The organism is Chryseobacterium sp. KCF3-3, from assembly GCF_045865955.1.
In the GTDB taxonomy this organism is placed as follows: Bacteria; Bacteroidota; Bacteroidia; order Flavobacteriales; family Weeksellaceae; genus Chryseobacterium.
In genome coordinates this window covers 1,349,077-1,366,449 of record NZ_AP035792.1, presented here as the reverse complement: position 1 = coordinate 1,366,449, position 17,373 = coordinate 1,349,077, and the positions used below count along the sequence as shown (strand labels likewise).

The window sequence follows — 17,373 nt, the reverse complement described above, 5'->3', positions numbered from 1 at the left end:
CAAACGAAAGGCTTTCTTATGTTTAAAACTCAGAATTAAAATCCTAAGCTTGTTCTTACTCTTTTCAGCGTTTCCAGTGCAATAGGTCTGGTTTTCTCAGCTCCTTGCTGAAGTTTTGCTTCAAGTTCATCAAGATTGTTCATATAATAAGCGAACGTTTCTCTTTCTTTCTCAAAACGTACCAGGATAAGATCTAAAAGTTCTTTCTTAGCATGTCCGTATCCGAAGTTTCCGGCAAGATATTTTGCTCTTAATTCTTCAGTCTGTTCAGATGTAGCAATAAGCTGATAAATCTGGAATGTTTTATCCGTTTCAGGATCCTTAGGTTCTTCTAAAGATTTCGAATCTGATTCAATGCTCATCACCTGTTTTTTCAATTCCTTTTCAGGTAAGAAAATATTGATGATATTTCCTCTTGATTTAGACATTTTCTGACCGTCTGTTCCAGGAACATATTTAGTATCTTCCTGAAGTTCAGATTGTGGAAGAACAAGAATTTCACCCATCTGGTTATTGAACCTTGAAGCGACATCTCTTGCAAATTCCAGGTGCTGAAGCTGGTCTTTTCCTACAGGTACAATTTCCGCATCATACAATAAAATATCTGCAGCCATCAGAATAGGGTAAGTAAACAAACCAGCATTCACATCCTGTAGTCTGTCTGCTTTATCCTTAAATGAATGGGCCAATGTTAATCTTTGATAAGGGAAAAAACATGATAAATGCCAAGAAAGTTCACAGGTTTCAGCGATATCACTTTGTCTGTAGAAATATGTTTTTTCAGTATCTAATCCACAAGCAAGCCAAGCCGCAGCAATCTCGTAGGTATTTTGTCTTAAAGTCTGCGCATCCTTAATCTGTGTAAGCGTGTGAAGATTCGCAATAAATAAAAATGATTCATTTCCTTCCTGCTTGGATAGTTCGATAGCAGGAATAATAGCTCCCAATAAGTTTCCAAGATGGGGCGTTCCGGTGGCTTGTATGCCGGTAAGAATTCTTGACATTTGTTTAAAATTTATATTTAAAAATTAATGAATAGCAAATTTACGAGGTTTGCCGGGAATAACGAAAGATAAAAGATAAAAGATGTTGTCATTAAAATTCAATAGGGGTGGGCTTCAGCCCAGCCAGCTTAAAATTGAACATTCACCCATTGGCTTCAGCCAAAACCTATCAATCGGTAAAATCTTAATATCCTTCTACACAATCATCCGTGAAAATCCGTGCAACCCGTGGGAAAAATATTAAGGAATCACAATCTTCTCTCCTCCAAATTTCGGTTCCACCCCAAAAAGAAGATCCCAATATGCTTTGGCTTTCGCAAAATATTCTCTCAAATTGGTTTTTAACCCTGCATATTTATTCACATCCGCTGCATTATATCCAAAGGCTTCCATTCCATTTTTTCTGGCCAGAAAAACAGCTCTTTCATTGTGAAACTTCTGAGAAATAATAACCAGTTTTGTCTGACTGAAAATATCTTTTGCTCTTACCACAGAATCCAGTGTCCTGAATCCGGCGTGATCCATAATGATTTTATCCTGCGGAATTCCCTCCTGCATCAGTGCAAGCTGCATATCTTCAGGTTCGTTATAATCCTTGGTACTGTTATCACCACTAACGATGATGTATTGTATTTTTCCACTTTTGTATAAATCACTTGCGGCCTTAATTCTGTTATAGAAATAAGCATTTGGGGTTCCGTTGCTCAGAAGTTTTCCGGTTCCCAGTAATAATGCGGTTTTTGTTTGCGGTACATCAGCAGTATTATAGGAAACGAATGGTTCGCTGTCTTTTTGAATGCTGTAATTCGCCCAGGCAATAAAAATAATTCCTGCAACGAGAAGAAGCAGGAAAAATTTAAAAATATTTTTGATTATTTTTTTCATCCGAAAATATATCTTTTAAAACTCCAGACCGTTCGGGAAAGCTTTTTTTCTGAATATTAATAAGAATGCTGCTCCTACTGTAATGGCAGAATCTGCAACGTTGAAAATATATTTGAAGAACTCAATATGTTTTCCTCCTATCAAAGGCCAGCTTTCAGGAACGTACCAGTCTACTACAGGAAAATGAAGCATATCCACTACACATCCTTTCATAAATGTAGAATATCCGTGTCCGAAAGGAACAAGCTTAGAAATTCCGCCATAGCCAATCCATCGGTCTGTGCTGGCGTCATAAACAGTTCCGCTGTCGAAGATCATTCCATAGAACATTCCGTCAATAAGATTTCCGATTGCACCTGCAAAAATGATCGCCATTGGAACTAAAAGATAATTAGAAGCTCCTTCTTTTAACCATTTTTTGAACATGTAGATCATCCCTCCAATCAGGAAAACTCTTAGGATAACCAGAAAATATTTTCCAATGATTCCTCCGAAGTGAAATCCATACGCCATTCCCGGATTTTCAACAAAAGTTTTATTAAAAAAGCCATTGATGACAGGAATACTCTCATTCAGTTCAAAATGAGTTTTGATATAAATTTTTGAAGCCTGGTCAATGAACAACACTAAAAGTGTTATCGCTAAGATCTTTTTCATTACTGTCCTTTAGGTTTTGAGGGCTTTGAAGCCGGCTTTACATTTTTGTTATCGCTTGCTTTCTTGACCACTTTCTGTCCATTGAAAGAGCTCTTAACATGAGCCTTTTCAAATTTAATATTCATTTCCTTCAGGACACTTTTCAGTGCACTCAGCTCCATAGAATTTTTAGGATGTACTATGATAGATTCCATTTCTTATATTTGTTTTTTACATTTTGGACAGCTCATCAAGTCTTTTCCTGTCTTTCTCAGACAGATCATTGACTCCATTTTTGCCCATCTTACTCAAAAGTCTGTCGATTTCTTTCTCCCGCTCCCGTTTATCAGAATTGAATTGATCATCAATGGTATAGTTCTTCTGCGGTTCAGGAAAGAATCTGTTTTTGATCCATTCTCTGTTGAAAAACAGCAGCACTAGTGTGACAATCAATCCCAAAATTAATAATTCGCTCATGGGTATACATTAAAAATTAGGTTTATAAAGTATCCGTGAATACGATATAAACCCAATATTATTTTTCAAACCTTACGGTTATTTTTGCATGTTTTTCGCTTCGATGCTCAGCGTAGCGTGAGGAACAGCTAAAAGTCTTTCCTTAGGAATCAGTTTTCCTGTTACTCTGCAAACACCATACGTTTTATTTTCGATTCTGATCAAAGCATTTTTAAGGTCACGCACGAATTTTTCCTGTCTTCCTGCCAAAATAGAATTCTGTTCTTTGCTTAACGTTTCTGCTCCTTCTTCAAAAGCTTTGAAAGTAGGAGACGTATCATCAGTACCATTATTCTGGTCATTGATGAAACTTTCTCTGATAAGCTGAAGATCCTTTTCTGCTTTTTCTATTTTTTCTTTAATGATCGCTTTAAATTCCTGTAAATCAGCATCGCTGTATCTAACTCTTTCGTCTGACATATTCTTTCTCTTTTTTAATAAAATTATGAAATGGAATTTGAAATATAATAACTACATGTTAATTTTTTTCAACATTTATCTTAAAATTAACCTCATCTATTTCGATTTCGTTAAAATTTGAAAGTGAAGATACAATTTCTATTTTATTTGACAAGACTTCGGAAGAAATATATTCCTCATTTTTCTTAATCTCATTCAAGAAAGGAGAACTTTCTTCTAATGTGATTGAAATTCTGTCTGTCAGATCAAAGTCTTTATCTTTTCGCAGGTTTTGAATTCTGTTGATGAATTCTCTTGCGATACCTTCAGATTTTAGCTCATCGGTTAACGTCAAATCTAATGCCACAGTTGTTTTTCCATCAGAAGTAACCGTCCATCCAGGGATATCTTTTGTAGAGATTTCCACATCATCAAGAGTGATCTCGTATCCTTGAACGTCTATTCTTCCTTCTTTTTCAAGACCGGCAATCTGTTCTGTAGTAAGATTTGCAATCTCTGCACCTACCACTTTCATGTCTTTTCCTAATTTAGGACCAAGAGCTTTGAAGTTAGGTTTTATCTGTTTTACAATTAAGTGAGATGCTTCTTCAGCATTAATTAACTGTAATTCTTTCACATTTACTTCCTGCTTGATCAGATCTGCTACAGCAAGAATCTGCTCTTCTGCTTTAGAATCCAATACAGGAACCAATACTTTTTGTAACGGCTGACGAACTTTTACATTTTCTTTCTTTCTCAGAGAGAAAACCATACTTGTAATGTTCTGTGCTAAATGCGTTTTTTCAACCAGGTCCTGATCAATTAAGCTTTCATCAGCTACCGGGAAGCCTGTAAGGTGTACAGATTCGCAGTTTTCTTTACCTGTTACTTTATTCAGGTCCTGATATAACTGATCCATAAAGAACGGAGCAATTGGAGCAGATAGCTTGGCAACTACTTCAAGACATGTGTATAAAGTCTGGTAAGCAGAGATCTTGTCATCAGAATAATCTCCTTTCCAGAAACGTCTTCTGCACAATCTTACATACCAGTTACTTAAGTTATCATTCACGAAATTACTGATCGCTCTTGCAACTCTTGTTGGCTCATAGTCTTCATAGAAAGCTTTCACTTCCTTGATCAGAAGATTCAGTTCAGAAAGGATCCATCTGTCGATTTCCGGACGGTTTTCCACTTCTTTTTCTGAATAGTTGAAGCCATCCACATTCGCATATAAAGCAAAGAATGAATAGGTATTGTAAAGTGTTCCGAAGAATTTTCTTCTTACCTCGTCAATTCCTTCAATGTCAAACTTCAGGTTTTCCCATGGGTTTGCATTCGAGATCATATACCAACGCGTTGCATCCGGACCGTACACTGCAAGTGTTTCAAACGGATCTACAGCATTTCCTAAACGTTTTGACATTTTTTGTCCGTTCTTATCCAGAACAAGACCGTTACTCATTACATTTTTATAAGCAACTGAATCAAATACCGCGGTTCCGATTGCGTGAAGTGTATAGAACCATCCACGGGTCTGGTCAACACCTTCTGCGATGAAATCAGCAGGGAATGCTTTATTGTTGTCTATTAATTCTTTGTTTTCAAAAGGATAATGCAGTTGCGCATAAGGCATAGAACCTGAATCGAACCAAACATCGATCAAATCACTTTCACGCTTCATTGCTTTTCCGGAATCTGAAACCAATACCACTTTGTCTACTACATTTTTGTGAAGATCCACAAGTTCATAGTTAGACTCAGACATATTTCCAATGATGAAACCTTTGAACGGGTTTTCAGTCATCAGTCCGGCTGCAATTGATTTTTCGATTTCGTTGTATAATTCCTCTACAGAACCTATGATCTTTTCTTCTTTCAAATCATCTGTTCTCCAGATTGGCAACGGAATACCCCAATATCTTGAACGGGAAAGATTCCAGTCGTTTACATTTTCCAACCAGTTGGCAAAACGTCCTTCTCCGGTAGCTTTTGGCTTCCAGTTGATGTCTTTGTTCAAATTAACCAGTCTGTCTTTTACAGCAGTCATTTTCACAAACCATGAATCAAGCGGATAGTACAATACCGGCTTATCTGTTCTCCAGCAATGTGGATAGGAGTGGACATATTTTTCTACTTTGAAGGCCTTGTTTTCCGTTTTCAATAAGATGGCAAGTTCTACATCCCATGATTTCTCAGGAGCAGTTCCTTCATCGTAGTACTCATTTTTGATATAAGTTCCGGAGAATACCTCAGGCACATTGTCTCCTTTGATGAATTTCCCTTGTAAATCTACCAATGGTACAAGATTGTCATTTTCATCTTTTACCAACATCGGTGGAATTTCTGGTTGAGCCATTTTAGCTACTCTCGCATCATCAGCACCAAAAGTAGGAGCCGTGTGAACGATACCTGTACCGTCCTCAGTCGTTACGAAATCTCCTAAGATTACTCTGAATGCATTCTCAGGATTGTCATTTGGCGTAAACCAAGGAACTAATTGCTCATATCTTGTATCAACAAGTTTTTCTCCAGTAAATTCTTTTAGTATTCTGAAAGGAATTACTTTCGTTTCCGGAGTATAGTTGGCAAAATCTTCATCTGAACCTTCTGCATATTTTTTACCGAAAACCTTAGGTAAAAGAACACTTGATAAAACTACTGTTACAGGTTCAAATGTATATTGATTGAAGGTTTTAACTACAACATATTCAATATCTCTACCAACGGTAAGAGCAGTATTGGATGGAAGCGTCCATGGAGTCGTCGTCCATGCAAGGATATGTACATCTCCATCAACATCATTAAACAATGTTGAAGAGTTTTTCTTCACTTTAAACTGAGCCACAACCGTTGTGTCTGAAACATCACGGTATGTCCCGGGCTGATTCAGCTCGTGAGAAGAAAGTCCTGTCCCTGCTTTTGGAGAGTAAGGCTGGATCGTGTAGCCTTTGTACAACAAATCTTTGCTGTACAACTGCTTCAATAACCACCAAACAGTTTCCATATATTTTGACTTGTACGTGATGTACGGATCATCAAGGTCTACCCAATATCCGATTTTCTCCGTAAGGTTATTCCATACATCGGTATAACGCATTACTGCTTCACGGCAAGCTTTGTTATAGTCTTCAATAGAGATTTTTTTGCCAATATCTTCTTTCGTGATTCCTAACTCTTTTTCTACACCCAGTTCCACAGGAAGACCATGCGTATCCCAGCCTGCTTTACGGAAAACCTGCTTTCCGTTTTGAGTCTGGTAACGGCAGAAAATATCTTTCAATGCTCTTGCCATTACGTGGTGAATTCCAGGCATACCGTTTGCTGAAGGCGGACCTTCATAAAAAACAAACTCAGGATTTCCCTGACGAATCTCAACACTCTTATTGAAAGTTTTATTTTGTTTCCAAAATTCCGCTACATTGTCTGCTACGTCAATAAGGTTGAGGTTTTTGTATTCTTTAAATTGGCTCATTGTAAATATCTCAATATCGTTGATTAATTAAGTCTGCAAATTTACTAAAATTTGTCGGTTTATAATATATGTTTTATTTTGATATCTTCTATTAAAAAGTTCAATTTCAGAAATATAAATAAAGAAAGTGAGAAAAAGGGAATGGTAAGTGGTTTATAAGTGAATTTTTCTGGGTGTTTTTTATATAAAATTTAATGCAATTTATTCAATAGGAGTGGGCGATTATCTTGAGCATAGTCGAAGGAAGCCCGATTAAATAATAAAAAACATATCCAATGGCTTTAGCCAAAACTTAATGATTACGCAAAGTTCACAAAGATCTTATGAATGGGTTAAAATTGCTCGCAAAGGCGTTTCACTCAGCGGAGGAAATCTATGGGTAAGAAAACAAAAGTGATTCTAAAAATGAATATCTCAACAACCGTTTATTGGCCGGAATTTTGTACATTTAAATAGACCTATAAACCCAAATGCTGTATGAAAATCTTTTATTACCTGATGCTTTTTGTTTGTTTTATCAACACAGGCATTGTACAAGCTCAAAATAATTATCCACAAAATTATTTCAGAAATCCGCTCAACATTCCCATGCAGCTGGCTGCCAATTTCGGAGCTGTCAGAACCAATCACTTTCATATGGGGCTGGATCTGAGAACCAATAGCCAGGAAAATCTTCCTGTTCTTGCAGCTGCTGATGGCTATGTGAGCAGGATAAAAGTAGAGCGCTACGGGTTTGGAAATGCAATCTACATCACTCATCCCAATGGATATACAACGGTATATGCTCACCTGAACAAATATTTTAATGCACTTGATGGATATGTAAAAGAAAGGCAGTATAAAGATGAGAAGTGGGAACAGGATATTACCTTTCAACCCGGACAGTTTCCTGTGGAAAAGGGACAACAGATTGCCTTGAGTGGAAATACAGGAGGATCTGCAGGCCCACATCTCCATTTTGAAATAAGAGATACCAAAACAGAGGAATGTTTAAATCCGTTACTTTTTGGCTTTGCCATTCCTGATAATATAGCACCCATTATAAGCGGGTTGTATTGGTATGACCGTCGTTTCAGTACTTATGAACCAGGAGCGAATAGCATTTCAGTAAAAAAAGCTGGGAATATTTATACTGCTGGTCTCATTCAGGTAAACTCTCCTGAGATAAGTTTTGCCGTTAAAGCCGTTGATAAAGCTAATCAGGGTTTTAATCTAGGTATTTATAATGCGGAACTATTAATGGATGGTAAGCTGATTTACAGTTTTAAAATTGATAAGATCCACTATGATGATACTCGTTACCTCAACGGCTGTATAGATTATACCAAATTCATCAGAGATAAAATGGGAATTCAGCACTTATCTGATTTACCGGGAATGAAATTGCAGAACTACAGCCTTCCGAATGAAAATGGGATTATTAAGCTTCAGGATGAAAATGTTCATACTATTGAAATTGTTCTGAAAGACGTCAAAGGAAATACAAGCCGTCTGACAACCAAACTTCAGTTAAGCAAAGTCTCAGACAAAATACCTTCTACGGCAAAAACAATAATGGCTAATCAAGGGAAAACCATTACCACAGAAAATACGGAGATTACCTTCAGTAAAAATGCTATGTATGATGCGGTAAATTTCAATACTTATGAAAAACCGGATACAGATCCGAATGCGGTTTCAAACAGTATTGTTTTACAAAGTCCTTACATTCCAGTTCAGGATGAATATACTTTAAAAATAAAACCCAACAGAAAATTAACCAATACAGAAAAAGACAAAGCCGTTATTGTTCTTGACTATGGCAGTGACAAAAATGTTGTTAAGGTAAAATGGAATGGTGATTGGGCGGAAGGAAAATTCAACAGATTGGGTACTGCAAAATTGTTGATTGACAATAATCTTCCATCCGTTTCATCAGGCTGGGCAGAAGGAGCGTTGGTTAATAGCAGCTCTTTACTCTTAAAAGGAACAACGAAAGTGGGAGATATTATTTCATTCCGAGCCGAACTGGATGGCAAATGGTTGAGGTTTGCCCGTGTAAAAGATAATTTTGTCTACACTTTTGATGAAAAATGTCCTAAAGGAAGCGGTTCTCATACTTTAAAAGTAACAACCATCAATACTGCAGGGAATACCAATACACAAACTTTTACGTTTAAGAGATAATTCATCTTTTAATACTTGAATCTTTAAATCTTTTAATTTTAATTAGATAAATTTGCTTTTTAAAAATTAAAATCATTGGAATTTCATCCGTTAATCGAGAAAGCAGGGATTCAGGAAATCAAAATATTTCAGGAAGAAAAACTTCATGAGCTTTTGACTTATCTTGAAGCTCATTCCCCTTTTTACCAGAAACTGTTTAAAGATAATAATATCAATATTGCAGATATCCGTACGTTGGAGGATCTTCAGAAGATTCCTACCACTACAAAGAATGATCTTCAGCAGTATAACCATGATTTTTTCTGTATAACACCAGATAAAATTGTGGATTACAGTACCACTTCCGGAACATTGGGAGACCCGGTGACTTTCGGATTATCCGACAGTGATCTTGAAAGGCTTGCGTACAATGAAGCGATATCATTTGCCTGTGCAGGAATTCAGAAAGGAGATGTTGTTCAGATGATTACCACCATAGATAAAAGATTTATGGCTGGGCTTGCTTATTTTCTTGGTTTAAGAAAAATGGGAGCAAGCGTGGTAAGAATGGGACCCGGAATTCCGGAACTGCAGTGGGATTCTATTTTCAGATACAAACCAAAATATTTGATTACCGTACCTTCTTTTCTACTGAAAATGATTGATTACGCCGAAAAACACGGGTTAGATTATAAAAACTCCAGTGTGTATGGGGCTGTATGTATTGGCGAAAGCATCAAAAATCAGGATTTTACAGATAATATTCTTTCACAGAAAATCAAAGAGAAATGGGATATCAAACTTTTTTCTACCTATGCGTCTACCGAAATGAGTACCGCTTTTACAGAGTGTGAATATCAGATGGGAGGACATCACCATCCGGAATTGATTATTACTGAAATCCTGGATGATGAAGGAAATCCTGTAAAAGAAGGAGAAAGTGGTGAACTTACGATTACAACATTGGGTGTTGAAGCCATTCCTTTATTGAGATTTAAAACCGGAGATCTTGTAAAAGCGCATGGTGAGCCATGTCAATGTGGAAGAAATACGATGAGATTAGGGCCTGTAGTAGGAAGAAAGCAGCAGATGATCAAATACAAAGGAACGACATTGTATCCACCTGCCATGAATGATATTTTGAATGATTTCAACAATATCTTATGCTATCAGATTGTTATTCAGGCTAACGAAATCGGACTTGATGAGATTATCATTAAACTAAGTACAGAAGCAGATCATGAAGGGTTTGTCAATGAAGTAAGAGATCACTTCCGTGCTAAATTAAGAGTGAGCCCAAAAATTGAAATTATTGATTTTGATGTTCTTTCTAAAACCGTTTTTAATCCAAACAGCAGAAAGCCAATCACTTTTATTGACTTAAGATAAAATTAAAATAAAGAGTCATATAAATACTTCCTTTTATAATATCTTTGGGCTCTTAATTTAAAAAAACTAATAGCATATGAGAAAATTATTATTGCTGGTGTTCATGGTGACAATGACAATCGCTTTCGGTCAGGAAAAAATGAAAATTGTTGCAGGAAATCTGAATGTCTTAAAAGATCAGACCGAATTAAATGTTGAGGTTAAATTTGAGAACGTTCTGTTTATGAAAGAAAATATTACAGAAACTCAATACCTTGAAAACAGAAAAAAACAGGTTCTTGACAATCCTAAAAGAGGACAAGCGGCATGGAATGAATGGATCGGAGAGTGGGAAAAATATAAAACTGAGTATGCAGATTATTTTGCAAAAGGGCTTAATAAGACGTATAAAAATATTTCATTTAAAAAAGATCCTTCCGCAAAATATACCCTGCTGGTGGAAACAAACTGGATTTTCCCGGGCTGGCATGCCGGATTGACTGCCATGACTGCTGAGATAACAGGTAAAATAAAGCTGGTAGAAACCAATAATCCTTCTACAGTCTTAGCTGAAGTAGAGCTTAAAAAGTTTGACAAATTTGTGCAGAATGAAGAATTTGTAATGGAGTACGGAAGAATAGCTGCAGCCTATGAATCTACCGGAAGGTATCTGGGAAGAGAAATTAAAAAATCTTTAAAATAAAACAAAAAACGGTCTGAATTTTCAGACCGTTTTTTTATGCTTGATTTTGCTGTTCCTGCTTTTCCAGCTTAATCAGGTTCGCAAGGTTTTTAATAACTGTATCGTGCTTTCTCACAAAAGGATTGTCTTTATTCCAGACATAGCCTGCTAAAACAGCACAGATCTTTTTCTTTACGTCCGGATTTTCCGGTTGATGGAAGAATAATTCCTGAAGATTTCCGGTATACCACTCTTTTACATACGTTGTGAAAACATCTACTCCGTATAAAATATAATCTGTGTATTCTTTCTGCCAGTCAATTTTTTCTCCGTTTAATTGTCTTAACGCCAGTTTGGCGGCCAGCATTCCGGATTCTGTGGCAAAAGCCATTCCTGAAGAGAAGACTGGATCAAGGAATTCTGAAGCATTTCCTGTTAAAGCAAATCCGTCTCCGAATAAACTTTTTACAGAACAGGAATAATCTTTCAGATGTTTAGGTTCAAAAAGAAAATCTACATTTCCAAAACGTTTTACATAATAATCAGAAAGAGAAATGGCTTTTCTCAAAGCTTCTGTTGTATCTCCGTTTTCAGATAGTCTATCAATATATTCAGTAGGGCCTACAATTCCTAAACTTGTGTTTCCGTTGGAAAAAGGAATTACCCAAAGCCATACTTCTGTTTCAATAATGTCAAAAGAAATCAAAGTTCCTTCCTCTCCCGGTTCTCTGTTGATATCGTTTACATGAGAGAAAATAGCAGAGTGAGGTGATAATTTTGAAGGTTTCTCCAAATCAAGAAGACGAGGCAGCACTCTTCCGTAGCCACTGGAATCGATAACAAACTTAGCATGAATCTCTTTTGTTTCTCCATCCTTGTTTCTTACCGTAGTTATAGAATCTGTTCCGTCAAATTTGATGTCTATAACCTCAGTTTCAAATTCAAGATCAATTCCCTTATTCATTACTTCCTGAGCAAGAGTATTATCAAAATCAGCTCTCGGAACCTGCCAGGTCCAGTCCCAGCCTTCCCCGAATTTGTTGCTGAAATCAAAAATGCAGACTTCGTCACCACGAAGAAAACGAGCTCCAAGCTTTTTTTCAAAGCCCATTTTGTCTAATGCAGGGAAAAGTCCGGCCTCCTCAAAGTGGTCCATTACCCTTGGAATTAAGCTTTCTCCAACTACGAGTCTGGGGAATTTTGTCTTTTCGACTACTTTTACGCTGACGTTATTGTTCTTCAGGTACGAAGAAGACACGCATCCGGAGGGTCCGGCTCCGATTACAAGAACGTCAACAGATTCTTTGCTCATCTTTGATTTTTTATTTTAATAATAACTTTTATCTTTGCCGCAAAATTAGTGACAAATAATTAATATTTTACAAAATTATCAACTATTACTTTTAATTGATGAAAATAAATAACTTTTTAGAACTGAAAGACTTTCAAAAAATTATCATTGAGAATGAAAAAATAGAACTGGATGAATCCCTTTTATCAAGAGTGGATAAAAGTTTTCAGTTTTTAAAAGAATTTTCAAAAAATAAAGTAATATATGGTGTGAACACCGGTTTTGGGCCCATGGCTCAGTTTAAAATCAGTGACGAAGATACACACCAGCTTCAGTATAACCTGATCAGAAGCCACTCTTCAGGAATCGGGAATCCTTTGCCTGCAGAAGAAGTAAAAGCATGTATGCTGGCAAGACTGAATACCTTATCATTAGGGAATTCAGGAGTGCATCAGTCTGTTATTTATCTTCTTCAGGAGCTTATCAACAGAGATATTACTCCACTGATTTTTGAACATGGAGGAGTAGGAGCAAGTGGTGATCTTGTTCAACTGGCTCACCTGGCTTTGGTATTAATTGGAGAAGGAGAAGTATTTTATAATGGAGAAAGAAGACTTACCAAAGAGGTTTTTGAAACAGAAGGATTAGAACCAATAAAAGTAGAGATCCGTGAAGGGCTTGCTTTGATGAACGGAACTTCCGTGATGTCAGGAATCGGTATTGTAAATGCCTATAAAGCGAATCAGCTTACAGATATTTCTCTAAGACTTTCTTGTGCCATCAATGAAATTGTACAGGCTTATGATGACCATTTATCTGAAGCGTTGAACGGAACTAAGAAACATTACGGTCAGCAGAAAGTGGCAGAAAGAATGCGTGCTCATCTTGCTGATAGCAAACTGATCAGAAAAAGAGAAGATCACCTTTATACTCACTTTGAAGAGCAGGAGAAAGTATTCAAGGAAAAAGTTCAGGAATACTATTCATTAAGATGTGTTCCTCAGATTTTAGGTCCTGTACTGGATACGTTGGAATATACAGAGAAAGTTCTTGAAAATGAGATCAACTCTGCCAATGATAACCCGATTATCAATGTTGAAGACCAGCATGTATATCACGGAGGAAACTTCCATGGAGATTATATCTCTCTTGAAATGGACAAGCTTAAAATTGTGGTAACAAAACTTACCATGCTTGCAGAAAGACAGCTAAACTATCTTCTGAATGCTAAAATCAACGAAATTTTGCCTCCTTTTGTGAATTTAGGTAAATTAGGTTTCAATTTCGGAATGCAGGGTGTACAGTTTACAGCAACTTCTACCACAGCAGAAAGCCAGATGTTGTCAAACTCTATGTATGTTCACAGTATTCCAAACAATAATGATAATCAGGATATCGTTAGTATGGGAACAAACGCTGCCGTAATTTGCAGAAAAGTAATTGAAAATGCCTTTGAAGTATTAGCCATTGAAGCTATTACCATTATTCAGGCGGTTGAATATCTTGGATTCCAGGATAAGGTTTCATCATCTACAAAAGAACTGTATGACGAAATCAGAAAAATAATTCCTGCTTTCTCAGATGATATGGTGATGTATTCGTATCTGGAGGAAGTAAAGAAATATCTTAAAGGAATGTAACTATTAGCTGTCATAGATTGTCTATTCAGTTAAAGACACTCTCTCAACTTAAAAAAACTAAAAACGATATAAACACTAACGCATGAAATGTGCAATTGTAACAGGAGGCTCCAGAGGAATCGGGAGGGCAATCTGTATAAAACTGGCTGAAGAGAAAAACTATCACATCCTTATCAACTACGCTTCAAACGAAACGGCAGCAAACGAGACGTTGGCCAAAGTAGAAGAATTGGGCGCTACCGGAGAAATCCTTAAATTTGATGTAGGAAATACAGAAGAGACAAAGACTGTTTTGACGGAATGGCAGGATAAAAATCCTGATGCCGTGGTAGAAGTGATTGTCAATAACGCCGGAATCACAAGAGATGGTCTTTTTATGTGGATGCAGAAAGAAGACTGGAACAGTGTGATCAATACAAGTTTGGATGGATTTTTCAATGTAACCAACTTCTTCATTCAAAAGCTGCTTCGTAATAAGTACGGAAGAATCATCAATATGGTTTCTGTATCGGGAGTAAAAGGAACAGCTGGTCAAACGAATTATTCTGCAGCAAAAGGTGCTGTGGTAGGGGCTACAAAAGCTCTTGCTCAGGAAGTTGCCAAAAGAAATGTTACCGTAAATGCCGTAGCACCTGGTTTCATCAAAACAGATATGACCCAGGAGTTCAATGAAGAAGAATTGAAAGCCATGATTCCAGCCAATAGATTTGGAGAAGCGGAAGAAGTGGCAGATCTTGTTGCATTTTTAGCATCTAAAAAATCTTCCTACATTACAGGAGAAGTGATTAATATTAACGGAGGAATTTATTCATAACATGGAAAATAGGGTTGTAATTACCGGAATGGGAATTTATTCCTGCATCGGGACGTCTTTAGAAGAGGTCAGGGAATCCCTATATCAAGGAAAATCCGGTATTGTTTTAGATCAGGACAGAAAAGAATTTGGTTTCAGGTCTGGCCTTACAGGAGTAGTTCCGAAACCTGATCTGAAAAATCTTTTAAACAGACGCCAGCGTGTCAGCATGGGAGAGGAAAGCGAATATGCTTATCTTGCTACTATGGATGCTTTAAAACAGGCGAATCTGGACGAAGAATTCTTAGATGCTCATGAAGTGGGAATCTTATACGGAAACGACAGTGTTTCCCAGGCAGTCGTAGAATCTATCGATATTGCAAGGGAAAAGAAAGATACAACATTGATGGGCTCGGGAGCGATCTTTAAATCAATGAACTCAACGGTAACGATGAACCTTTCAACCATTTTTAAACTGAAAGGAATCAATCTTACCATCAGTGCAGCATGTGCAAGCGGTTCCCATTCTTTGGGACTGGCTTATATGATGATCAAAAATGGGTTTCAGGATATGATTATCTGCGGCGGAGCTCAGGAAACCAACAAATATTCCATGGCGAGCTTTGACGGATTGGGAGTATTCTCAGCCAGAGAAGATGAGCCTACAAAAGCATCCAGACCTTTCGATGCAGAAAGAGACGGATTGATTCCAAGTGGTGGAGCAGCCAGTCTGATCGTTGAAAGCTTAGAATCTGCCCAAAGAAGAGGTGTTCCGATTATTGCTGAAATTATCGGGTATGGTTTTTCTTCAAACGGAGGTCATATTTCAACCCCTAATGTAGACGGGCCGGCTTTGGCAATGGACAGAGCCTTAAAACAGTCAGGATTAAAAGCTTCAGACATCGATTATATCAATGCTCATGCAACTTCTACTCCAATTGGTGATGCCAACGAGGCGAAAGCCATCTATGAGATCTTCGGGAGTGAAGTTCCGGTAAGTTCTACCAAATCGATGACCGGACACGAGTGCTGGATGGCAGGTGCAAGTGAAGTTATCTACTCTATTCTGATGATGCAGAATGATTTTGTTGCTCCTAATATTAATCTGGAAAACCCTGATAATGAGGCGAAAAAGATAAATTTAGTCGCAAAAACAAAAAATCAAAAAATTGATGTATTTTTGTCGAATTCTTTTGGGTTTGGGGGAACCAATTCTGCACTAATAGTTAAAAAATTTGATTAAAAACATGGAAAGGGAAAAAATTGTTGCTATTGTTAATGATTTTCTTGTAAACGAATTCGAGGTAGACGGAGACGAAATCAGTAACGATGCCAACCTTAAAAATACACTGGGCTTAGACAGCTTAGATTATATCGACATGGTAGTCGTGATTGAATCCAATTTCGGGGTGAAATTAGGAGAAGCAGATTTCAAAAAAATGGTAACATTTGATGATTTCTATACAACGATTGAAAATAAGATTGCTGAAAAAAACGCGTAGTTATTGAGTAAATCTTTATTCTATAAAATGTGCCAATGTAACAATATCACAGTGATCCGGTAACGGACACTTCAAAAAGGTATTATTACATTGGCTCTCTGTTATATTAAATTCTAGATATGAACAAGTGGAAAGGTAAATCTAAAGGAACAGTACTCGGATACAGAATATTCGTCTGGTGTATTAGAAATATCGGGATCAGAAGTTCATATGGTGTGCTGTACTTTGTAGCCGCCTATTATTCACTGTTTCAGAAGAAAAGCAACCAATACATTCTTTATTATTTCCAGAAAAGACTGAACTACGGATACTGGAAATCCAAAGCTTCTATCTTTAAAAGCTATTTTACCTTCGGAAAAGTTCTGATTGATAAAACCGCGATTTCTGCCGGGCTCAGAGAAAAATATACTTATGAGTTTGACGGTATTGAAAATCTCAGAAATCTTTTAGCCGCTAAAAAAGGAGGAGTGCTGATCAGTGCCCATATCGGTAATTTTGAAATTGCAGAGCATTTTTTTGCTGATATTGATTTTGACTGTCAGATCAATCTGGTGACTACAGATCAGGAAGTTACCGTCATCAAGGAATATCTTGAAAGTGTTGCCGTAAAAGAGAGTAATATCAAGTTCATTTACGTAAAAGAAGACATGTCTCATATCTTTGAGATCAATCAGGCTTTGTCCAATAATGAGCTTATCTGCTTTACCGGAGACCGTTATTTCGAAGGATCCAAATATCTGGAGGCAGAACTGCTGGGAAAAAGTGCAAAATTTCCGGCCGGCCCATTTTTGATTGCCTCAAGATTAGGAGTTCCAGTAGTCTATGTCTATGTGATGAAGGAAAACAATCTTCATTACCATCTGTATGCAAGAGTGGCTCAAAACATCAAAAACCGTGATTCACAAGGGCTTTTACAGTCGTATGTGAACAATCTTGAAACTATGGTGAAAAAATACCCGCTTCAATGGTTTAATTATTTTGATTTTTGGGATGATGTTGATTAATTTTTCTATTTTTATCCCACAAAACGAATAAAA

At 37.0% G+C, this 17,373-nt stretch carries 16 protein-coding genes; 8 read left to right on the top strand and 8 right to left on the bottom strand.

The window, feature by feature from the left end; translation table 11 throughout:
* Positions 1 to 35 precede the first annotated feature (35 nt).
* The 7 genes from trpS to ileS form a co-directional block, all read right to left on the bottom strand.
* Positions 36 to 1,004: a tryptophan--tRNA ligase gene (trpS, locus tag ACKTTZ_RS06090; RefSeq protein ID WP_407847828.1), complete on the bottom strand. Its 969-nt coding sequence runs from the start codon at positions 1,002 to 1,004 to the stop codon at positions 36 to 38.
* A 240-nt stretch (positions 1,005 to 1,244) separates the two neighbouring features.
* Complete coding sequence (locus tag ACKTTZ_RS06085) at positions 1,245 to 1,889, bottom strand: vancomycin high temperature exclusion protein (protein WP_407847826.1); 645 nt, start codon at positions 1,887 to 1,889, stop codon at positions 1,245 to 1,247.
* A 15-nt stretch (positions 1,890 to 1,904) separates the two neighbouring features.
* Positions 1,905 to 2,546, bottom strand: a complete 642-nt coding sequence (locus tag ACKTTZ_RS06080; RefSeq protein ID WP_034692496.1) for a lipoprotein signal peptidase — start codon at positions 2,544 to 2,546, stop codon at positions 1,905 to 1,907.
* Positions 2,546 to 2,740 carry a DUF2683 family protein gene (locus ACKTTZ_RS06075; RefSeq protein WP_034692495.1) on the bottom strand — a complete coding sequence of 65 codons (195 nt, stop codon included), beginning with the start codon at positions 2,738 to 2,740 and terminating at the stop codon, positions 2,546 to 2,548. Before ACKTTZ_RS06075 ends, ACKTTZ_RS06080 begins: the two co-directional genes overlap by 1 nt.
* Positions 2,741 to 2,756: 16 nt before the next feature.
* Positions 2,757 to 3,002, bottom strand: a complete 246-nt coding sequence (locus ACKTTZ_RS06070) for a DUF6576 domain-containing protein (protein WP_034692492.1) — start codon at positions 3,000 to 3,002, stop codon at positions 2,757 to 2,759.
* A 78-nt stretch (positions 3,003 to 3,080) separates the two neighbouring features.
* A complete protein-coding gene (locus ACKTTZ_RS06065; protein WP_002983772.1) occupies positions 3,081 to 3,461 on the bottom strand; it encodes a TraR/DksA C4-type zinc finger protein in 381 nt (126 codons plus the stop codon).
* A gap of 58 nt (positions 3,462 to 3,519) precedes the next feature.
* Entirely contained in the window at positions 3,520 to 6,915 is a 3,396-nt protein-coding gene (gene ileS / locus ACKTTZ_RS06060; RefSeq protein WP_407847823.1) for an isoleucine--tRNA ligase, read from the bottom strand.
* Positions 6,916 to 7,392: 477 nt separating this feature from the next.
* On the opposite strand from ileS, the gene ACKTTZ_RS06055 reads away from it, so the two are divergent.
* The 3 genes from ACKTTZ_RS06055 to ACKTTZ_RS06045 all read left to right on the top strand — a co-directional run bounded on the left by ACKTTZ_RS06055 (position 7,393) and on the right by ACKTTZ_RS06045 (position 11,131).
* A complete protein-coding gene (locus ACKTTZ_RS06055) occupies positions 7,393 to 9,081 on the top strand; it encodes a M23 family metallopeptidase (protein WP_407847821.1) in 1,689 nt (562 codons plus the stop codon).
* Positions 9,082 to 9,156: 75 nt separating this feature from the next.
* Positions 9,157 to 10,449: a phenylacetate--CoA ligase family protein gene (locus ACKTTZ_RS06050; RefSeq protein ID WP_407847819.1), complete on the top strand. Its 1,293-nt coding sequence runs from the start codon at positions 9,157 to 9,159 to the stop codon at positions 10,447 to 10,449.
* Between the two features lie 76 nt (positions 10,450 to 10,525).
* Entirely contained in the window at positions 10,526 to 11,131 is a 606-nt protein-coding gene (locus ACKTTZ_RS06045; RefSeq protein WP_051934217.1) for a hypothetical protein, read from the top strand.
* A gap of 34 nt (positions 11,132 to 11,165) precedes the next feature.
* On the opposite strand, the gene ACKTTZ_RS06040 is transcribed toward ACKTTZ_RS06045, so the two are convergent.
* Positions 11,166 to 12,422 (bottom strand): NAD(P)/FAD-dependent oxidoreductase, encoded by a 1,257-nt coding sequence (locus ACKTTZ_RS06040; protein ID WP_407847816.1) that lies wholly within the window; start codon positions 12,420 to 12,422, stop codon positions 11,166 to 11,168.
* Between the two features lie 98 nt (positions 12,423 to 12,520).
* Between ACKTTZ_RS06040 and hutH the strand changes: the two genes are divergently transcribed.
* From hutH to ACKTTZ_RS06015, 5 genes are all read left to right on the top strand, one after another.
* Positions 12,521 to 14,041: a histidine ammonia-lyase gene (gene hutH, locus ACKTTZ_RS06035; protein ID WP_407847814.1), complete on the top strand. Its 1,521-nt coding sequence runs from the start codon at positions 12,521 to 12,523 to the stop codon at positions 14,039 to 14,041.
* Between the two features lie 82 nt (positions 14,042 to 14,123).
* Positions 14,124 to 14,855, top strand: coding sequence for a 3-oxoacyl-ACP reductase FabG (gene fabG / locus ACKTTZ_RS06030; RefSeq protein WP_407847812.1), 732 nt, complete (start codon positions 14,124 to 14,126; stop codon positions 14,853 to 14,855).
* Between the two features lies 1 nt (position 14,856).
* Positions 14,857 to 16,077, top strand: a complete 1,221-nt coding sequence (locus ACKTTZ_RS06025) for a beta-ketoacyl-[acyl-carrier-protein] synthase family protein (RefSeq protein ID WP_407847810.1) — start codon at positions 14,857 to 14,859, stop codon at positions 16,075 to 16,077.
* A 4-nt stretch (positions 16,078 to 16,081) separates the two neighbouring features.
* Complete coding sequence (locus ACKTTZ_RS06020) at positions 16,082 to 16,336, top strand: acyl carrier protein (protein WP_047377388.1); 255 nt, start codon at positions 16,082 to 16,084, stop codon at positions 16,334 to 16,336.
* A 119-nt stretch (positions 16,337 to 16,455) separates the two neighbouring features.
* On the top strand, positions 16,456 to 17,340 hold the full coding sequence (locus ACKTTZ_RS06015; protein WP_034692466.1) for a lipid A biosynthesis acyltransferase: 885 nt from the start codon (positions 16,456 to 16,458) through the stop codon (positions 17,338 to 17,340).
* Positions 17,341 to 17,373: the final 33 nt, after the last annotated feature.

Excerpts from the sequence above, each read along its gene's own strand:
- ACKTTZ_RS06020 (WP_047377388.1), top strand. The coding sequence starts at position 16,082 with ATGGAAAGGGAAAAAATTGTTGCTATTGTTAATGATTTTCTTGTAAAC.
- ACKTTZ_RS06070 (WP_034692492.1), bottom strand. The coding sequence starts at position 3,002 with ATGAGCGAATTATTAATTTTGGGATTGATTGTCACACTAGTGCTGCTG.
- ileS (WP_407847823.1), bottom strand. The coding sequence starts at position 6,915 with ATGAGCCAATTTAAAGAATACAAAAACCTCAACCTTATTGACGTAGCA.
- hutH (WP_407847814.1), top strand. The coding sequence starts at position 12,521 with ATGAAAATAAATAACTTTTTAGAACTGAAAGACTTTCAAAAAATTATC.
- ACKTTZ_RS06085 (WP_407847826.1), bottom strand. The coding sequence starts at position 1,889 with ATGAAAAAAATAATCAAAAATATTTTTAAATTTTTCCTGCTTCTTCTC.
- ACKTTZ_RS06080 (WP_034692496.1), bottom strand. The coding sequence starts at position 2,546 with ATGAAAAAGATCTTAGCGATAACACTTTTAGTGTTGTTCATTGACCAG.
- ACKTTZ_RS06040 (WP_407847816.1), bottom strand. The coding sequence starts at position 12,422 with ATGAGCAAAGAATCTGTTGACGTTCTTGTAATCGGAGCCGGACCCTCC.
- fabG (WP_407847812.1), top strand. The coding sequence starts at position 14,124 with ATGAAATGTGCAATTGTAACAGGAGGCTCCAGAGGAATCGGGAGGGCA.
- ACKTTZ_RS06015 (WP_034692466.1), top strand. The coding sequence starts at position 16,456 with ATGAACAAGTGGAAAGGTAAATCTAAAGGAACAGTACTCGGATACAGA.
- ACKTTZ_RS06025 (WP_407847810.1), top strand. The coding sequence starts at position 14,857 with ATGGAAAATAGGGTTGTAATTACCGGAATGGGAATTTATTCCTGCATC.
- ACKTTZ_RS06055 (WP_407847821.1), top strand. The coding sequence starts at position 7,393 with ATGAAAATCTTTTATTACCTGATGCTTTTTGTTTGTTTTATCAACACA.
- ACKTTZ_RS06045 (WP_051934217.1), top strand. The coding sequence starts at position 10,526 with ATGAGAAAATTATTATTGCTGGTGTTCATGGTGACAATGACAATCGCT.
- trpS (WP_407847828.1), bottom strand. The coding sequence starts at position 1,004 with ATGTCAAGAATTCTTACCGGCATACAAGCCACCGGAACGCCCCATCTT.
- ACKTTZ_RS06065 (WP_002983772.1), bottom strand. The coding sequence starts at position 3,461 with ATGTCAGACGAAAGAGTTAGATACAGCGATGCTGATTTACAGGAATTT.
- ACKTTZ_RS06075 (WP_034692495.1), bottom strand. The coding sequence starts at position 2,740 with ATGGAATCTATCATAGTACATCCTAAAAATTCTATGGAGCTGAGTGCA.